Origin of the sequence: Streptococcus sp. GMD3S, from assembly GCF_000298695.2 — a bacterium.
Classification (GTDB): domain Bacteria; phylum Bacillota; class Bacilli; order Lactobacillales; family Streptococcaceae; genus Streptococcus.
The window spans coordinates 17,153-36,559 of record NZ_AJRC02000010.1 but is presented as its reverse complement, the minus strand read 5'-3'; the positions used below and the strand labels follow the sequence as shown (position 1 = coordinate 36,559).

Genomic DNA, 19,407 nt, shown 5'->3' with positions numbered 1-19,407 from the left:
AATGCTATTCTCTATTGTGCTGAAATTCCCGCTAAATTCTTCAGCACCACATAAAAAAATTGAAATTAGGAATTAGGAAAAGAAATGTATAGATACCCAGTAGTCATCCATTTTCACCGAAAAAATGGGGATTATGATGCTTGTTCATTCAGTAGAAAACAGGCAGATGTTAAAGAAAATTTGTATTATGAAAATGATTATTTTGGTGCAAAATTCTCCTTTACAGTTACAAGTGTAGAAAGGCTCGATACTCTGAACTTTTCTGTAGAAATAGATGGAAAGACAAAAGATTATCTCCTACGGTTTAACTACTATCCACTGTTGACTGAGGTTTGGATTTTGGATGGTGATGAGACGGTTTATTATTCTGAAAATCCAGCCATTGCAAGTTCTTGCTATAAAGATCGAAACCCGTTTGCTTTTGATAAAGCCTTTCACAGTGAAAGTTTTGATCACCATTGGGGATACCAAGGAGAGTTGGGGTATAGTATCTCTGACTACCAGACAAGCTTTAAACTCTGGGCTCCAACAGCTACAGCAGTTCAAGTGGTCGTTTATGAAAATACAAGTAACGACGCGCCGATTTGGAAAACCTTTAATCTTGAGCGTGGTAATAGCTATTCATATAGTCATAAGTACAATACCATTGGTGTTTGGAGTGTAGACCTGGATGAAAATCTTGCAGGTAAAGCCTATCAGTATCAGATTGAGTTTCCGCACCACCAGACCTTGATACGAGACCCATACACTATCGCTACAAGTCCTGATGGGAAACGTTCTGTCATCCTATCTCAGCAAGATAGACAGGTAGAAGGATTTAAAGTCAAACATGGGACAGACGCCCTTTGGCGTTTGGAAAATCCATGTAAAGCCGTTATCTGTGAGATGCACATTCGTGATTTTACAAAATCGCCGACATCTGGAGTTCCAGAAAACCTTCGAGGGACCTTCCTTGGGGCTGCCCAGACTGGAACGGTTAACCAGTATGGTCAAGCAACAGCCTTTGATTATATCAAAGAACTCGGCTGTAATTATGTTCAACTCCAACCAATCTTTGATCGCCATAAGGAATATGACGAGGACGGGAATGTAACCTATAACTGGGGTTATGACCCTCAAAACTACAATGCGCCAGAACCAAGTTTCTCTAGTAATCTAGATGATCCTGGACAGGTTATTCGAGACCTCAAGACCATGATTCAGGCATATCATGATGCGGGAATCGGTGTCATTATGGATGTCGTTTACAACCATACCTTCTCAACGGTTGATGCACCTTTCCAAACAACTGTTCCCGATTATTACTATCGTATGAATCCAGATGGAACCTTCCAAAACGGTACAGGTGTTGGAAATGAAACCGCAAGCGAACACGAAATGTACCGCAAGTATATGATTGACTCACTCCTTTATTGGGTGAAAGAATACAATATTGACGGATTCCGTTTCGACTTGATGGGAATTCACGATGTTAAAACCATGCAGGCGATTCGCTGGGCACTTGATGAAGTTGATCCCCGTATTATCACCTATGGAGAAGGCTGGGATATGGGGACAGGTCTTGCACCTTATGATAAGGCCAAGAAGGACAATGCCTACCAGATGCCAAATATCGGATTCTTCAACGATGATCAGCGTGATGCCATCAAAGGAGGAGAAGTTTACGGCTCAATCAAGGCAGGATTTGTTAGCGGTGCAGCTACAGAACCGATTGTAGCCAAAGCTATTCTTGGTAGCCGAGAGTTGGGTTCATATCTTAGTCCAAACCAAGTTCTTAACTACGTGGAAGCTCATGATAATTACAACTTGCATGATTTGTTAGCAACCCTTCACCCAGATCACAGTTCAGATAAGATTATGCGTCAGGTCGAGACAGCAACAGCGATGAGCATTCTTATGCAAGGGATGTCCTTTATAGAGCTGGGGCAAGAATTTGGTCGCACCAAGCTCCTTGCTACAGGAGAAAATGGCGAGCTGACTCCAGCAGATAGAGAACGGGCTATGAATAGTTACAATGCTCCAGATAGTGTCAACCAGGTCAACTGGGATTTAATCAATGAGAGACAAGAGAGCATTGACTTTATTCGCCAGATTATTCGCCTAAAAACACAAAGGCGTGCTTTCTCTTATCCTACATACGAAGAAGTTTATCGTCATGTTTTCGTCCATACAGCTGCTGAAAATAGTGGTTGGATTGTTTACGAAATTCACGGTGGAACAGAGCACTTATTGGTGGTATTCAATGCCAAGGGAACTTCTTTCTACTTTGAAAATGCAGGAAATCTTGAAATGCTTGTGTCCAATAGTCGTTCTAAAGAGTCTAATGTGATTGATGATATCAGCGTTGCAGTCTTGAAGGTACTTTCATAGTAAATGCAGCAAAAAGGTTTAGTTAAAACTAGACCTTTTTTGATTTTTATTGAAAAACCAATATCTAATAGGAATAAATTTCAAATAATTTGAAGAATCAAGTTTGTGAAAAAAATATCAATATTTTCCAAAAAGGGGTTGTAATTTTCTGAAAATTTGATAAAATAAGTTTTAATCATTTTCAGGAGGAAGAGAATTTGACACATTATCAGAATTTAGTGAATGGAAAATGGAAATCATCAGAGAATGAAATTGCCATCTATTCTCCCATCAATCAAGAAAAGTTGGGGACAGTACCCGCTATGAGTCAGGCTGAAGTAGATGAGGCTATGGAAGCAGCGCGTACAGCTCTCCCAGCATGGCGTGATTTAGCACCAGTTGAGCGTGCAGCCTATTTGCATAAGACAGCAGACATTTTGGAACGTGACAAAGAAAAAATTGGTACCATTCTTGCTAAAGAGGTTGCAAAAGGGATTAAAGCAGCCATTGGAGAAGTAGTACGTACAGCAGAATTGATTCGTTTTGCTGCCGAGGAAGGTCTCCGTATCACTGGACAAGCAATGGAAGGTGGCGGTTTTGAAGCTGCAAGTAAAAATAAACTAGCCGTTGTCCGTCGTGAACCAGTTGGTGTCGTTTTAGCTATTGCACCATTTAACTATCCAGTCAACCTTTCTGGATCTAAGATTGCTCCGGCTTTGATTGCAGGAAATGTCGTTATGTTCAAACCCCCAACACAAGGATCTATTTCTGGCCTCTTGCTAGCTAAAGCATTTGACGAAGCAGGAATCCCAGCAGGTGTCTTTAACACCATCACTGGACGTGGTTCTGAAATCGGAGACTACATCATCGAACACAAGGAAGTGAACTTCATTAACTTTACAGGTTCAACACCGATTGGTGAGCGTATTGGTCGTTTAGCTGGTATGCGCCCGATTATGCTTGAACTTGGTGGGAAAGATGCAGCAATTGTCTTAGAAGATGCAGATTTAGAAAATGCAGCTAAGCAAATCGTAGGTGGTGCCTTTAGCTACTCTGGTCAGCGTTGTACCGCTATCAAACGTGTTTTGGTTGTGGAAAGCGTAGCAGACAGATTGGCAGAATTGCTCCAAGCTGAAGTTGCTAAGCTAACAGTCGGTGATCCATTTGACAATACAGATATCACACCTGTTATTGACAATGCTTCAGCTGATTTCATCTGGGGATTGATTGAAGATGCTCAGGAAAAAGGAGCCAAAGCGCTCAGTCCAATCAAACGTGAGAATAATCTCATTTGGCCAGGACTTTTTGATTATGTCACAAGAGACATGAAATTAGCCTGGGAAGAACCATTTGGACCTGTTCTCCCAATTATCCGAGTTGCAGATGCCAATGAAGCGTTAGAAATTGCTAATGAATCAGAGTTCGGTCTTCAATCTTCAGTCTTTACAAATGACTTTAAGAAGGCGTTTGAAATTGCTGAAAAACTTGAAGTGGGTACCGTTCATATTAATAATAAAACACAGCGTGGACCAGATAATTTCCCATTCCTTGGTGTAAAGGGTTCTGGTGCAGGAGTACAAGGAATTAAATATAGTATCGAAGCGATGACAAATGTTAAATCCATTGTTTTTGATGTGAAATAATTTATAAAATTAGGAAATTACCTTCCTGATTTTATTTTTTACTAAAAATACAGTTAAAAATTGATAAAAAACGAATATTCTGGTATTATAATAAAAAAATATATGGAAATTGTTTCGTATTCTATTTTCAGGATATCTTTTTTAAAATGCTAGGTAATTTTTTGAAGGCTTTCATAAAAAAATATGATTTCCTTCGTAAATTACTTGAAAGTTATCTTAAAAGAGTGTATAATAGAATTATAGAAAACGCTTACAAAAGAAAGGGGATTGAATGAATAATCAAGAAGCATTAAGAACCTTTACTACAGGTGAGAACTTTCACCTCCAGCATTATTTAGGAGCGCATAGAGAGGAGAAAAACGGAGAAATAGGCTATACCTTTAGGGTTTGGGCACCAAATGCACAAGCAGTTCATCTAGTTGGTGATTTTACTAATTGGGTTGAGAATCAAATTCCTATGGTTCGTAATGAAGCAGGTGTTTGGGAAGTCTTTACGAGTCAAGCTCAGGAAGGTCAGATTTATAAATATCATATCACGCGTGCAAATGGTCACCAGATTATGAAGATTGATCCGTTGGCAGTTTATTTTGAAGCTAGACCGGGCACAGGAGCAGTTCTGACCAATATCCGTGAAAAGAAATGGAAAGATGGTCTTTGGCTAGCACGTCGCAAACGTTTGGGATTTTTCGAGAGACCAGTTAATATATACGAGGCCCATGCAGGATCTTGGAAGAGAAATCCAGATGGTAGTCCCTATACTTTTTCACAACTGAAGGACGAGTTGATTCCATACTTGGTTGAGATGAACTATACACATATTGAGTTCATGCCTTTAATGGCTCACCCACTTGGATTGAGCTGGGGCTATCAACTTATGGGTTACTTTGCTTTTGAACATTCCTATGGCAGACCTGAGGAATTCCAAGATTTCGTTGAAGAGTGTCATATAAATAATATCGGTGTTATCGTAGACTGGGTTCCAGGTCATTTCACTATTAATGATGATGCATTAGCATATTATGACGGCACACCAACTTTTGAATACCAAGATCACAACAAGGCTCATAACTACGGTTGGGGTGCGCTGAATTTTGACCTCGGGAAAAATGAGGTCCAGTCTTTCTTGATTTCAAGTATTAAATTTTGGATTGATTTTTACCACTTAGATGGTATTCGGGTCGATGCAGTGAGCAATATGCTGTATCTAGATTATGATAATGCTCCTTGGACTCCAAACAAAGACGGTGGAAACCTTAACTATGAGGGTTATTATTTCCTTCAACGTTTGAACACAGTGATTAAGTTAGCTCATCCAGATATCATGATGATTGCAGAAGAAAGTTCATCAGCGACAAAGATTACTGGCATGAAAGAAATGGGTGGTCTTGGCTTTGACTATAAATGGAATATGGGCTGGATGAACGATATTCTCCGTTTCTACGAGGAAGATCCGATTTATCGCAAGTATGACTTTAATCTTGTGACTTTCAGCTTTATGTATGTTTTCAATGAAAACTATCTCCTACCTTTCTCACATGATGAGGTAGTTCATGGTAAGAAGAGTATGATGCATAAGATGTGGGGAGATCGCTACAATCAGTTCGCTGGTTTGCGCAATCTTTACACCTATCAAATTTGTCATCCAGGTAAGAAACTCTTGTTCATGGGTAGTGAGTACGGGCAATTCCTCGAGTGGAAGTCTGAGGAGCAGTTGGAGTGGTCTAATCTAGAAGATCCGATGAATGCCAAGATGAAGCATTTCACTTCACAACTGAATCAATTCTATAAAGAGCATCGTTGTCTGTGGGAAATTGATACTAGTTATGATGGTATCGAGATTATCGATGCTGATAATAGAGATCAGAGTGTCCTTTCCTTTATTCGTAAGGGCAAGAAGGACGAAGTATTAGTCTGTGTCTTTAATATGGCACCAGTTGAACGTAAGGACTTTACGATTGGTTTACCTGTTGCAGGTATTTACGAAGAGGTTTGGAATACAGAACTAGAAGAATGGGGAGGTGTGTGGAAAGAGCACAATCAAACAGTTCAGACTCAAGAAGGCTTATGGAAAGATTATGAGCAGACTTTGACCTTTACCCTGCCTGCCATGGGAGCAAGCATCTGGAAGATCAAGCGTCGTTTGAAACCAACCAAGAAAAAAGAATAATGGGCTGATGATGATATTTTTTAGATTTTAAAAACGGATGTACTTGTATTGGACTTGAAACACAAGAGAAATGGATTTCCTATTATTTTTATAAAAAAGTTTGACTTCCGACCTTCTTTCGATTTTAACGTTCACATGTCTTTATAAAGGAGTAGAAAATGAAGAATGAAATGCTAGCTTTGATCCTTGCGGGTGGGCAAGGAACTCGTCTCGGAAAACTCACTCAAAGCATTGCCAAACCGGCAGTGCAATTCGGTGGGCGCTACCGTATCATTGACTTTGCTCTTTCCAACTGTGCAAACTCTGGAATCCATAATGTTGGTGTGATTACGCAGTACCAACCTCTTGCTTTGAACAACCATATCGGAAATGGTTCTAGCTGGGGATTGGATGGTATCAGTTCAGGCGTTTCTATTTTACAACCTTATTCAGCCAGCGAAGGAAACCGTTGGTTTGAAGGGACTAGTCACGCTATCTACCAAAACATTGACTACATCGACAGTGTTAATCCTGAGTATGTTTTGATTCTTTCTGGTGACCACATCTACAAGATGGACTACGATGATATGCTTCAGTCCCATAAGGATAACAATGCCAGTTTGACAGTAGCTGTCCTAGACGTACCTCTCAAAGAAGCTAGCCGTTTTGGTATCATGAACACAGATGCCAATAACCGTATCGTTGAATTCGAGGAAAAACCTGCGCAACCTAAGTCTACAAAGGCTTCTATGGGAATTTATATCTTTGACTGGAAACGACTTCGCAATATGCTTGTTGTTGCTGAAAAGAGCAATGTGGATATGTCAGACTTTGGGAAGAACGTTATCCCTAACTATCTCGAGTCTGGTGAAAGTGTCTATGCTTATGAATTTAATGGCTACTGGAAAGATGTTGGTACGATTGAGTCACTTTGGGAAGCCAATATGGAGTACATTTCGCCAGAAAATGCCTTGGATAGCCGCAATCGTCAGTGGAAAATTTACTCAAGAAACTTGATCTCACCACCCAACTACTTTGGAGCACATGCACACGTTGAGGATTCATTGGTCGTGGATGGCTGTTTTGTAGATGGAACGGTTAAACGTTCGATTCTTTCAACAGAAGCACAGGTTCGTGAAGGAGCCGAGGTCGTTGATTCAGTCATCATGAGTGGGGCTATTATTGGCCATGGAGCAAAGATTACTCGTGCTATTATTGGTGAAGGTGCCATTATTGCAGACGGCGTAGAGATTGACGGAACTGACGAAGTACAAGTAGTAGGATACAATGAAGTAGTGGGGGTAGCAACAGATGAAGATTGATAAATATTCAGCCATTTTAGGAAACACAGTTGGTTTTCATGATATGTCAACATTAACAGAACACCGTCCGGTAGCTAGCTTACCTTTCGGTGGGAAATACCGTTTGATTGACTTCCCCCTTTCCAGTCTTGCAAATGCAGGTGTTCGTAGTATCTTTGGTATTTTCCAACAAGATAATATCAGCTCAGTATTCGACCATATCCGTTCAGGTCGTGAGTGGGGCTTGTCCACCCTTCTAAGTCACTACTATCTAGGAATTTACAATACTCGTGTTGAAAGCAGTACAGTTGGAAAAGAGTATTACCAACAGCTTCTTACCTACTTGAGACGTTCAGGTTCAAACCAAACCGTTTCGATTAACTGCGATGTGCTGGTGAATATTGACTTGAATCAAGTCTTCCACCTACACAATACAACGAAAGGTCCGATCACAGTTGTATATAAGAAACTTCCGAAGAAAGACATTTCAGATGTGAATGCTATCTTGGAAATTGATGAAACTGACCATGTTCGTTCGCACAAACTCTTTGATAACAAATCTACGGATGAACTCTTCAACATGTCTACAGATATCTTTGTTGTGGATACTCCTTGGTTGATTGAACGACTTGAAGAAGAGGCTCAGAAAGAATATCCTGAAAAGTTACGCTATGTTCTTCGTGATTTAGCTGCAAAAGAAGGAGCTTTTGCTTACGAATACACAGGCTACTTAGCTAATATTCACTCTGTTCAGTCCTATTATCAAGCAAATATTGATATGCTTGAATCTAAAAAGTTCTATTCTCTCTTCTCACCAAATCAAAAGATTTATACAAAAGTTAAGAATGAAGAACCAACCTACTATGCGAATACTTCAAAAGTAAGAAGTTCTCAGTTTGCTTCTGGTAGTATCATTGAGGGTGAAGTAGTTCAGTCAGTTCTATCTCGTAACATTTATGTTCACAAAGATAGTGTGGTGAAGGACAGCATTTTATTCCCTCGTGTTGTGATTGGGCAAGGTGCCCAGGTTGAATATGCAATTCTAGACAAAGGAGTTGAGGTTGCGGACGGTGTTGTCATTCGAGGCACAGCAGAACATCCAGTTGTAGTGAAGAAGGGTGAAACAGTAACAGAGGACATTTATTCATGAAAATTTTATTTGTAGCGGCAGAAGGAGCACCCTTTTCAAAAACAGGTGGTTTGGGCGATGTCATTGGCGCACTTCCCAAATCACTTGTAAAAGCGGGGCACGAAGTTGCAGTTTTCTTGCCTTATTATGATATGGTAGAAGCTAAGTTCGGCGACCAGATAGAGGATGTTCTCCATTTTGAAGTTAGTGTAGGATGGCGTAGACAGTACTGTGGTATTAAGAAAACGGTCTTGAATGGGGTTACTTTCTACTTCATTGATAATCAGTATTATTTCTTCCGTGGTCATGTGTACGGTGATTTTGACGATGGTGAACGCTTTGCCTTTTTCCAACTGGCTGCTCTTGAAGCTATGGAACGCATCGACTTTATCCCTGACCTTCTCCATGTTCATGATTACCACACAGCCATGATTCCCTTCTTGTTAAAAGAAAAGTACCATTGGATTCAAGCCTATCAAGGAATCAGAACCGTTTTAACCATTCATAATTTGGAATTCCAAGGTCAATTTTCTGAAGGAATGTTGTGGGATTTGTTCGGTGTTGGGTTTGAACGCTATGCTGATGGGACCCTTCGCTGGAATGATTGTCTCAACTGGATGAAAGCAGGTATTCTCTACGCGGATCGTGTCTCAACCGTTTCCCCTAGCTATGCGCACGAGATTATGACCAGTCAGTTTGGTTGCGGTTTGGACCAGATTCTTCGCATGGAGTCAGGTAAGGTTTCAGGTATTGTTAATGGTATTGACGCAGATCTTTATAATCCTCAAACAGACCCACTTTTAGACTATCATTTTGATAAAGAAGATTTGTCTGGAAAAGCTCAAAACAAAGCAAAATTGCAAGAGAGAGTTGGGTTACCTGTACGAGCAGATGTTCCTCTAGTTGGGATTGTCTCTCGTTTGACGCGCCAAAAAGGTTTTGATGTTGTTGTAGAAAGCTTGCATCGTTTCTTACAGGAGGACGTTCAAATAGTCCTTTTAGGAACAGGTGACCCAGCTTTTGAACATTCTTTCTCTTGGTTTGCACAAGTCTATCCAGACAAGCTATCAGCAAATATCACTTTTGACGTCAAACTTGCTCAAGAAATCTACGCAGCTTGTGATCTCTTCCTCATGCCGAGTCGTTTTGAACCATGTGGTTTGTCTCAAATGATGGCGATGCGCTATGGAACTCTACCATTGGTTCATGAGGTTGGTGGACTAAGAGATACAGTTCAATCCTTCAATCCAATCGAAGGAACTGGTACTGGATTTAGCTTTGATAATTTAACACCTTATTGGCTTAACTGGAGTTTCCAAACAGCCTTGGATGTTTATAAGAACCAGCCAGACGTTTGGAGAAATCTACAAAAACAAGCTATGGAATGCGATTTCTCATGGGATACAGCCTGCAAATCTTACCTGGACTTGTACCATAGTTTAGTCAACTAATAGATAAAATCGTATGATTCTTTCATACGATTTTTGGGCTGTTTAGAAAGGAAAGTTTATGTCTCAAGTAAAAGGCTTGTGTGTCATGGACGTTGACGGCACCCTGATAGCAGAAGAAGTGATTGATCTTTTAGGAAAAGAAGCAGGTTGCGAAGAAGAAATATCGCAGATTACAAGCCAGGCAATGCGAGGTGAACTGGACTTTGAAACAAGTTTACGAGCGAGGGTAGCTTTGTTAAAAAGCCTTCCGGTTTCGGTCTTTGATACTGTCATCAAATCCATTCATCTGTCCAAGAATGCCCAAGAATTTATCTCCATACTTCAAAAGAAGGGTATTTTAGTCGGTCTAGTGTCTGGTGGATTTGCACCAATAGTTGAGAGATTAGCAAAATCCCTTGGTATCTCCTATTTCTCCGCCAACCAGTTGGAAGTCAAAGACGGTTTTTTAACAGGTCGACTAGTTGGTGAAATTGTGACAGGTCAAGTAAAACAAGATACTCTTGAGAAATGGAAAAAAGAACTGAAACTTCCCAAAGAAAGAACGATTGCCATCGGTGATGGTGCCAATGACCTCTTGATGTTAAAGTCAGCAGGACGTGGTATTGCATTTTGTGCCAAAGAGGTCGTAAAAACAGAGATAGCTTGTCATGTAGATACGAGGGATTTTTTGGAAGTTCTACCTTTGATTGATTTCTTAGAATGAGAGGAACTATGAAAATTGTAATTGCACCCGATTCTTTTAAAGAAAGTTTGATGGCAGAAGAGGTCGCTCAAGCTATAAAAAGAGGATTCCAAAAATCGATAGCAGATGTAGAATGTCTGCTTTGCCCTGTAGGTGATGGTGGGGAAGGAACTGTAGATGCTATTCGACATTCTCTTGAACTCGAAGAAAAATGGCAAGAAGTGACAGGACCTTTTGGCCAAAAAGAAGCCATGCGCTGCTTTTATAAAGGCCAAATAGCGCTCTTTGAAGTTGCTGACTTGGTTGGTTTAGGAAAGATTCCGCGGGAGAAACGAAATCCCCTTCACATCCAAACCAAAGGTATCGGAGAGTTGATTCGCCATCTCATTGATCTTGGAATGAAAGAAATCTATATCGGTGTAGGTGGTACGGCAAGTAATGATGGTGGAATTGGCATTGCAGCTGCTTTAGGTTATCGTTTTTATGATAAGAATGGAAAGGAATTGCCAGCTTGCGGTCAGACTTTGCTTGAGTTCGAGGCAGTTTCAAATAGCAAGTTGTCTAGGTTTCCTGAAGATGTGAAAATCCGAATTTTAGCAGATGTCGTGAGCCCTCTATGTGGTCATCAAGGGGCAACCTATACATTTGGAAAACAAAAGGGCTTGGAACCTGCTTTGTTTGAGACAGTAGATTTGGCTATACAGCGGTTCTATGGAAAATTTTCACCATCAACCCTCTCTCTTAAAGGAGCAGGAGCCGGCGGTGGGATTGCGGCTGGGCTCTGTGCCTTTGCTGAGGCCACTATCGTATCTGGGATTGACACTTGCTTGGATTTGATTGGCTTTGACAAGAAGGTTGCAGGGGCCGACTTGGTTATCGTTGGAGAAGGTAGACTGGACAGTCAAAGCTTTGTTGGAAAAGCTCCTATCGGTGTAGCAAAAAGAACTCCTGAAGGAGTTCCAGTTATCGCTATTTGTGGTAGTCTTTCCGAGGATTTACCTTCCCTACCATTCGAAAATATACAAGCAGCCTTTTCTATTTTAGAGAAAAGTGAACCTTTGGAAGATAGTTTGAAAAATGCAAGTCTCTATTTGGAGCACACAGCTACTAATATTGGCCGTTTATTAAACATGAGAAATCATTAGCCAAACCATTTTTTCCATACGGATTTTTTAGGAGCCTCTGCCTTTTTCTCCTCCCAAAGACTTGAAAATGCAAGTCTAAGGTCCTTTTCGTCTACTTGAACAGGTTCATTTGTATGAATGACAAGACCGAAAGGAGAGGTGATATGATCGTCTGAAATAATAGTCGCCTGACAGTTGCTTTCCTTTGCTTGTTTTAAGTAAAAGACCTGTTTGTCAAACTCGATACTTGGTGAGATTTTCACAAAAAGTATCTCTACCTTTTCTTGAAAGCTTTCTAAAATAGAGAAAAATCCATGTTCTAATTCAGAACTATTGGCAGTACTGATATCCGCGTAGCCAAGAACTCTTTCCTCGAAAGTCCCGAGATAGCGGCGTTGTTCGTCAGGGTTTAATTTGGGCCCACCATGAGCTTTTTCTAGTAGTTGTTTTGATAAATCTGTCATAAAAACAGTATATCACAAAAATCGCAAGAAAACAGACAAAAGAAAGCGATTACTTTATAAAGTTAAGGAAAATTTGCACAAAGATAACGTTTTTTCTTGAAAAACGCTTATTTTTAAGGTATCATAGAGGTGTAAAAAATTTAACTCAAAGGAGAGTAAAAAATGTCAATTATTACTGATGTTTACGCTCGCGAAGTCCTAGACTCACGCGGTAACCCAACACTTGAAGTAGAAGTTTATACTGAATCAGGTGCTTTCGGACGTGGTATGGTTCCATCAGGAGCTTCTACTGGTGAACACGAAGCAGTTGAACTTCGCGACGGTGACAAATCTCGTTACGGTGGTCTTGGTACACAAAAAGCTGTTGACAACGTAAACAACATCATCGCTGAAGCAATCATCGGCTACGATGTACGTGACCAACAAGCTATCGACCGTGCTATGATCGCACTTGACGGTACTCCTAACAAAGGTAAATTGGGTGCAAACGCAATTCTTGGTGTGTCTATCGCTGTAGCTCGTGCTGCTGCTGACTACCTTGAAATCCCACTTTACAGCTACCTTGGTGGATTCAACACTAAAGTTCTTCCAACTCCAATGATGAACATCATCAACGGTGGTTCTCACTCTGACGCTCCAATCGCTTTCCAAGAATTCATGATCGTACCTGCTGGTGCACCATCATTCAAAGAAGCTCTTCGTTGGGGTGCTGAAATCTTCCACGCTCTTAAGAAAATCCTTAAATCTCGTGGTCTTGAAACAGCCGTAGGTGACGAAGGTGGATTCGCTCCTCGTTTCGAAGGAACTGAAGACGGTGTTGAAACTATCCTTGCTGCGATCGAAGCTGCTGGATATGTTCCTGGTAAAGACGTATTTATCGGATTTGACTGTGCTTCATCAGAATTCTACGATAAAGAACGTAAAGTTTACGACTACACTAAATTCGAAGGTGAAGGAGCTGCTGTACGTACTGCTGCAGAACAAATCGACTACCTTGAAGAATTGGTAAACAAATACCCAATCATCACTATCGAAGATGGTATGGACGAAAACGACTGGGACGGTTGGAAAGCTCTTACTGAACGTCTTGGTGGTAAAGTTCAATTGGTTGGTGACGACTTCTTCGTAACAAACACTTCTTACCTTGAAAAAGGTATTGCAGAAGGTGCTGCTAACTCAATCCTTATTAAAGTTAACCAAATCGGTACACTTACTGAAACATTCGATGCTATCGAAATGGCGAAAGAAGCTGGTTACACTGCAGTTGTATCACACCGTTCAGGTGAAACTGAAGATTCAACAATTGCTGACATCGCAGTTGCAACAAACGCAGGACAAATCAAGACTGGTTCACTTTCACGTACAGACCGTATCGCTAAATACAACCAATTGCTTCGCATCGAAGACCAACTTGGTGAAGTAGCTGAATACCGTGGATTGAAATCATTCTACAACCTTAAAAAATAATCTAGTTCAGTGAACAAGGTTTGAAGCCCCTCGGATTTTTTCCGAAGGGCTTTTTTCTGTTCAAGGGGATAAGAAAGGGGCAGAGTTTATGGTATAATAGACAAAAACACTTGTATTAGGAAGAAATTATGTCTAAAGAGATTGATATTGAGTATTACCATCAGCTAGCCTTGCAAAAGCAGAAGGACCACCGCAAAGTGTTAGCTAATCTAAAGAAAAAACCTCCTAAAAACTTAGATAAGATTGCGCAGCAGATTCACCAAGAAGTCTTTGCTGAGATTGATTGCACTGCCTGTGCCAACTGTTGCAAGACTTTGGGGCCCGACTTTAAAGAAGCAGATATCACCCGTATCGCTAAGTACTTTAAGATGAAATTACCGGCTTTTGAAGCGGAATTCCTTCAGGTGGATGAAGATGGGGATAAAGTTTTCAAATCCATGCCTTGCCCCTTTCTAGGAGGAGACAATCTCTGCTGCATCTATGATGTTCGTCCCAAGGCCTGTCGTGAATTCCCCCATACAGATCGGAAAAAGATCCATCAAATTAATCATTTGACGATTAAGAATACCTTGACCTGCCCTGCAGCCTATCTCTTTGTTGAGAAATTAAAAGATAAGTTATAGAATTTACACCTTTAAATCTTGTACAAAGATTCTAGGGTGGAAGTATCCTGTATTTGTTAGAATATAGATAGAATTGAACACGGACTAAAAGCTATGCGAAAAAGAAAAAATTACCTAGAATCAGAAGAACCAGCGATAATTTTCCCATTTTCACTTTGCTTTTAATGACCTTTGTATCTTATGGAGGTAAGAAAAGAAGAATATGATGCATCAATTCAATCAAACCATGGATTATTTGGAGCAGCAACTGACTGGAGAAGTGGATATGAAAAGATTTCAGCAGCTATCGGGCTATTCTTACTCTCTCTTTAGCAGGCTATTTTCTATCCTGGCAGATATGACATTAGCAGAATACTTGCGCAATCGCAGGTTGTCAGAGGCTGTGATGGACTTGCGGGAAAGCACTGAGAAAGTCATTAACATAGCAATGAAATACGGCTATGAGTCTGCTGACGCCTTCAGCACAGCCTTCAAGAAATTCCATGGTGCAACTCCCTCAGAAGTTCGAAAAGGAAAACCTTATCGGATCTTTCCTAGACTTCAATTATCCTTAAAAATCACAGGAGGAAAGAACATGGATATCAAGATTCAAAAGAAACCTGCTTTTACCGTGGCAGGCGTCCTATTGGAAGCTATTGACAATAGCAAATGCCCGTCTGCTTGGGAGCATCTCTATGCCCATCACAGCTTTGAAAGCCTAGAGAGTCTAGGCAGTGGCCAATCTTTTGGCGTCTGCTCGGATGTCAAAGAAGGCGAAATCATCAACTATATGGCTGCTTATGATGTGACGGATAAAACTAAAGCAGAAGAACTAGGTCTGTCCATCAAAGATATCCCAGCCGCTGAATATGCTATCGTACCAGTCAAAGGCCCTATACCTGCTAGCATTCACAATGCTTGGAAATATGTCTTAGAGGTCTTTTTTCCAGAAACTGGCTATCGCCACTCAGGAGCCCCAGACTTTGAAGTTTATTTCAAAGGAGATATGTCGTCCTCAGACTACCAAATGGAACTCTGGATACCAGTCATCAGGGACTAGATCATTTTCTGATTTTTTATAAAGATGCAAATCAAACTCTGTAGAAGATAGCTTTTACAGAGTTTTTAATTGTTGACATTCATGTCTGTAAACAAACAAACCATATTTTTTGTTTGGATTTTATGGGGCATGCGAATAGTTTTCTCGGTATAATAGTCCCATAGAAGATAAGGAGGCAGGAATATGCAGATGTATTTTGGAGATGTGTCACTTTGCTATAGTTATTCATTGGCAATGGCACTGGATGGCTATGGCTATGACTTTAAAGCAGAGTTTTTAGAGGCAATTATGGTGATGGGAAATGGAGCTAGTATCGTAAAGGAAGATGAGGAGCACCCTCTAGTATTTTTTGATAATGGAATGCCAGATCTTTCCATCTCTCATTCCTTAAAAATACTTGGGTTTGACTATGAGGACTTCTATCTAAAAGATGGCGCGGAAGTAGATTTGGAAGAGGTTAAAAGAAAGTTGGAAACATTTCTGTCAAATGGACCTGTCGTTCTGGGACCTCTTGATATGGGCCATCTGACTTACAATCCCAATCACACAATCCTTTATGGTGTGGATCACTTCGTAACCGTGTATGGCATTGATCATCAGCACCTCTATTTGCATGATCCAGCTGGTTTTGCCTGTATGAAGGTTGCTTTTAATGACATACTAGAAGCATGGAAGGCAGAGGCTATTGACTATAAGCGCGGAGCCTACTCCATGTGGGGGAATTTTAAGCGGCTCAAGACTCCTAGTCAGACTGAAATCTATCAGGAAACAGCAAAGATTATAAAGTCCCGATATCTGAATGGTCAAAACGGTGTTTTGAAATGCTATGCAAAAGCAGTTGCTGAAAACGGCTTAAATACCGAGCAAAAACAATTGCATCAATATTTCAGCTTTAAACTTGCGGCTGTTCGAAGTCTCTATCTCAGTAAATTTTTAAAAGATCATGATCCAGAAGGGGCAAGATTAAAAGAGGAGTTGGCTTCTTTATTTGGTCAAGCCCACCTTTCATGTTTAAAAGAAGATTACCAAGAACTATCCAACTTGCTCTATCAAATAGCAGAAGTGGACGGTCTCTTTAAAGATTTATATGTAAAGTAGAGAACAAAGAGATGACTCTATGCATTAAAAACTAGTTAGTAAAAGCAGTTTTTCGTAAAATGAAGAACTGCTTTTTGCTACTTGTGGTATAATAGAAAGTAAATATATTTTAGATTAATAGGATACAAATATGAATAAGCAACAATTAGCTGCAAAAATTTGGGAATCAGCCAATGAAATGCGTTCTAAAATAGAAGCCAACGAATATAAAGATTATATTCTAGGATTTATGTTTTACAAGTTTTTATCAGATAAAGAAGAACAATTCCTTTCTCAAGAAGGATACGGTGACGATCTATCTGATTTATCAGAGTCTGATGAAGAAACTGTAAAATATATACAAGAAAAAATTGGTTATTTTATCAGTTATGATAATCTCTTTTCTACTTGGATTAAAAAAGGGGTTGATTTCGATGTATCGAATGTTCGAGATGCCTTGTCAGCATTTAATCGATTAATTGGTAAAGGACATAAACATGTTTTTGATGGCGTCTTTGATACTCTCCAAACTGGCCTAAGTAAGCTTGGAGAATCATCTGCTTCTCAGACAAAAGCTATTAGCAGACTTCTTACATTAATTAAGTCAATTCCTATGGAAGGGAGAAGAGACTACGATGTTTTGGGCTTCATTTACGAATATCTGATTAGCATGTTTGCAGCAAATGCTGGTAAAAAGGCAGGGGAGTTTTATACCCCTCACGAAGTCTCTGTACTAATCTCTGAAATTGTGGCCCATCATCTCCATGATAAAGATGAGATTAAAATTTATGATCCGACTAGTGGATCGGGCTCTTTGCTCATCAACATCGGGCAATCTGCTTCAAAATTTATCCAAGGGGAAAATAAAATCCAATATTATGCCCAAGAATTAAAGAGCAACACCTACAATTTGACACGTATGAATTTGATTATGCGAGGAATTTTGCCATCCAATATTATCACTCGAAACGGGGATACCTTGGAGGATGACTGGCCTTATTTTAATGAAAACGATCCTGTGAATACTTATAATCCACTCTACGTTGATGCTGTTGTTTCAAATCCACCTTATTCGCAGAAATGGGATTCTGAACATAAAGAAGATGATCCCCGCTACTTTGGTTTTGGTTTAGCTCCTAGAACCAAAGCAGATTATGCATTTTTGCTTCATGATTTATACCATTTAAAGCCGGATGGCATTATGGCTATTGTTCTTCCTCATGGCGTTCTTTTTCGAGGGGGCGAAGAAAGAAAAATTCGTATGAATTTAATCGAAAAAAATAAGATTGATGCAATTATTGGTTTGCCTTCAAATATCTTTTTTGGTACAGGGATTCCTACGATTATTATGGTGCTAAAACAGCATAGAGATAGAGATGATATCTTGATTGTAGATGCCTCTAAAGGCTTTGTAAAAGTTGGGAAAAACAACCAACTTCGTGCTTCTGACATTAAGAAGATTGTTGATATCGTAAATAATCGTGAAACGATAGAGGGATATTCTCGTCTGGTATCAAAAGAAGAGCTTCGCCAGCAAGACTATAACCTTAACATCCCACGTTATGTTGATTCATCTGAACCTCAGGAATCTTGGGATATTTATGCTTCTATGTATGGAGGAATTCCTAAATCAGAGCTGGCCAAATTAGATCCTTTTTGGTGCGCTTTCCCCAGTTTATTTTCTGACCTTTTTGAAGATGATGGATCTCCTTATGTCGAGTTTAAAAGTTCAGACTTAAAACAAGTGATTTTAAATAATGAGGATATAAAAAAATTCTTATCCGATTATCATCAGAGCTTTGAATCGTTTTCTGCATACCTATATGATTATTTGGTAGTTCAGGCTTTATCTGTTTCTTTACCCCAGGCCGAGTCTGTGATTAGTCAGCAGCTATTCAAGAATTTATTTGACTATCCCATAGTTGATCCTTACACTGCCTATCAACTTTTAGACGATGGATGGCAGGAAATTTCTCAGGATTTGGAGATGATACAGACCGAAGGTTTTCAAACTGTTAAGCGCGTGGATCCAAATATTGTCATAAAGAAAAAGAAGGGAAAAGAAGCAGAAGAACAACAGGAAGGCTGGATAGGTCGCATACTACCTTTTGAGTTGGTTCAGGAAGTCCAACTTACAGAAGAATTGGAGCAGATAAAAGCTCAAAAAGCTAGGTTGCAAGAGATTAAGGATACATATGTTCAATTGATTGATAATCTTTCTGAAGAAGAAAAAGAACTTCAGATTTTAACTGACGAGCAAGATGGTTTTATCACTAAGGAAGTCAATCTATTGCTGGAGGATATTTATGCCGAAGTGGATAGCTTGGAGATTTCGACTTTAAGAACTTATCTCGATCTGTTAGATAGGAAAGCTAAGAAAGCAGAAAAAATGGATTTTATAGCTGCTCACCCTGAAGTATCCTGGTCATCAATGGAGACATTAAAAGACAAAACTTACGGAGTAGTTAGTGTGAGAAGCTATATCCTGTGGTTGCAATGTCAAACAGTTTTTGAGGAAGGAAGCTTTGAGGCTACTTTACAGAATGTCATTAAACTTCAAGAAGAAGAAAAGCAACTAGCTACTATAGTTAAGGAAGCAGAGAAAAAGCTCCATTTGAAAACGAAGCAAGTCATTGAAAGCTTGTCAGATGAAGAGGCTAATGAACTGCTTGAGAAGAAATGGATTGTCCCAGTCGTTGAGGAGTTGAATCAATTACCAGATGTCTTATTTACTCAGCTGATAAAACATGTCACAGGAGTAGCGGATAAATACTCAGAAACTTTTGAAGATGTCAGCAAAGAACTAGCAGCTGTCGAGCAAAGTCTCTCTGATATGATTGACCAGTTGGATGGGCCAGAATTTGATATGAAAGGATTGAGGGAGTTTCAAAATCTCCTAAATAGAAATTAAG

General features: G+C 39.9%; 14 protein-coding genes. 13 read left to right on the top strand and 1 reads right to left on the bottom strand.

Features of this window, described 5'->3' with window-relative positions:
* Nucleotides 1-84 precede the first annotated feature (84 nt).
* The 8 genes from pulA to GMD3S_RS0206130 all read left to right on the top strand — a co-directional run bounded on the left by pulA (nucleotide 85) and on the right by GMD3S_RS0206130 (nucleotide 11,846).
* Nucleotides 85-2,370, top strand: a complete 2,286-nt coding sequence (gene pulA, locus GMD3S_RS0206170) for a type I pullulanase (RefSeq protein ID WP_000286538.1) — start codon at nucleotides 85-87, stop codon at nucleotides 2,368-2,370.
* Nucleotides 2,371-2,567: 197 nt separating this feature from the next.
* Nucleotides 2,568-3,992, top strand: a complete 1,425-nt coding sequence (locus GMD3S_RS0206165) for an NADP-dependent glyceraldehyde-3-phosphate dehydrogenase (RefSeq protein ID WP_000150231.1) — start codon at nucleotides 2,568-2,570, stop codon at nucleotides 3,990-3,992.
* Between the two features lie 271 nt (nucleotides 3,993-4,263).
* Nucleotides 4,264-6,159 (top strand): 1,4-alpha-glucan branching protein GlgB, encoded by a 1,896-nt coding sequence (gene glgB / locus GMD3S_RS0206155; protein ID WP_001064535.1) that lies wholly within the window; start codon nucleotides 4,264-4,266, stop codon nucleotides 6,157-6,159.
* Between the two features lie 158 nt (nucleotides 6,160-6,317).
* A complete protein-coding gene (locus GMD3S_RS0206150; RefSeq protein WP_000787263.1) occupies nucleotides 6,318-7,460 on the top strand; it encodes a glucose-1-phosphate adenylyltransferase in 1,143 nt (380 codons plus the stop codon).
* Entirely contained in the window at nucleotides 7,450-8,589 is a 1,140-nt protein-coding gene (gene glgD, locus GMD3S_RS0206145; RefSeq protein ID WP_000687048.1) for a glucose-1-phosphate adenylyltransferase subunit GlgD, read from the top strand. The genes GMD3S_RS0206150 and glgD overlap by 11 nt, the downstream gene beginning before the upstream one ends.
* Nucleotides 8,586-10,019 (top strand): glycogen synthase GlgA, encoded by a 1,434-nt coding sequence (glgA, locus tag GMD3S_RS0206140; RefSeq protein WP_000697273.1) that lies wholly within the window; start codon nucleotides 8,586-8,588, stop codon nucleotides 10,017-10,019. Before glgD ends, glgA begins: the two co-directional genes overlap by 4 nt.
* 58 nt (nucleotides 10,020-10,077) lie before the next feature.
* Nucleotides 10,078-10,722, top strand: coding sequence for a phosphoserine phosphatase SerB (serB, locus tag GMD3S_RS0206135; RefSeq protein WP_000084494.1), 645 nt, complete (start codon nucleotides 10,078-10,080; stop codon nucleotides 10,720-10,722).
* 8 nt (nucleotides 10,723-10,730) lie between these two features.
* On the top strand, nucleotides 10,731-11,846 hold the full coding sequence (locus tag GMD3S_RS0206130) for a glycerate kinase (RefSeq protein WP_000706320.1): 1,116 nt from the start codon (nucleotides 10,731-10,733) through the stop codon (nucleotides 11,844-11,846).
* Here the strand turns inward: GMD3S_RS0206130 and GMD3S_RS0206125 are convergent.
* Nucleotides 11,843-12,289: a DUF1694 domain-containing protein gene (locus GMD3S_RS0206125; RefSeq protein ID WP_000131100.1), complete on the bottom strand. Its 447-nt coding sequence runs from the start codon at nucleotides 12,287-12,289 to the stop codon at nucleotides 11,843-11,845. The two genes, GMD3S_RS0206130 and GMD3S_RS0206125, sit on opposite strands and share 4 nt — an antisense overlap.
* Nucleotides 12,290-12,451: 162 nt before the next feature.
* On the opposite strand from GMD3S_RS0206125, the gene eno reads away from it, so the two are divergent.
* The 5 genes from eno (at nucleotide 12,452) to GMD3S_RS0206100 (ending at nucleotide 19,406) form a co-directional block, all read left to right on the top strand.
* Nucleotides 12,452-13,756 carry a surface-displayed alpha-enolase gene (eno, locus tag GMD3S_RS0206120; protein ID WP_000022821.1) on the top strand — a complete coding sequence of 435 codons (1,305 nt, stop codon included), beginning with the start codon at nucleotides 12,452-12,454 and terminating at the stop codon, nucleotides 13,754-13,756.
* A gap of 128 nt (nucleotides 13,757-13,884) precedes the next feature.
* A complete protein-coding gene (locus tag GMD3S_RS0206115; protein ID WP_000031464.1) occupies nucleotides 13,885-14,379 on the top strand; it encodes a YkgJ family cysteine cluster protein in 495 nt (164 codons plus the stop codon).
* 202 nt (nucleotides 14,380-14,581) lie between these two features.
* Nucleotides 14,582-15,418: an AraC family transcriptional regulator gene (locus GMD3S_RS0206110; protein WP_002880726.1), complete on the top strand. Its 837-nt coding sequence runs from the start codon at nucleotides 14,582-14,584 to the stop codon at nucleotides 15,416-15,418.
* Nucleotides 15,419-15,601: 183 nt separating this feature from the next.
* On the top strand, nucleotides 15,602-16,516 hold the full coding sequence (locus GMD3S_RS0206105) for a hypothetical protein (protein WP_001178524.1): 915 nt from the start codon (nucleotides 15,602-15,604) through the stop codon (nucleotides 16,514-16,516).
* A 130-nt stretch (nucleotides 16,517-16,646) separates the two neighbouring features.
* Nucleotides 16,647-19,406 (top strand): type I restriction-modification system subunit M, encoded by a 2,760-nt coding sequence (locus GMD3S_RS0206100; protein WP_001041616.1) that lies wholly within the window; start codon nucleotides 16,647-16,649, stop codon nucleotides 19,404-19,406.
* Nucleotide 19,407: the final 1 nt, after the last annotated feature.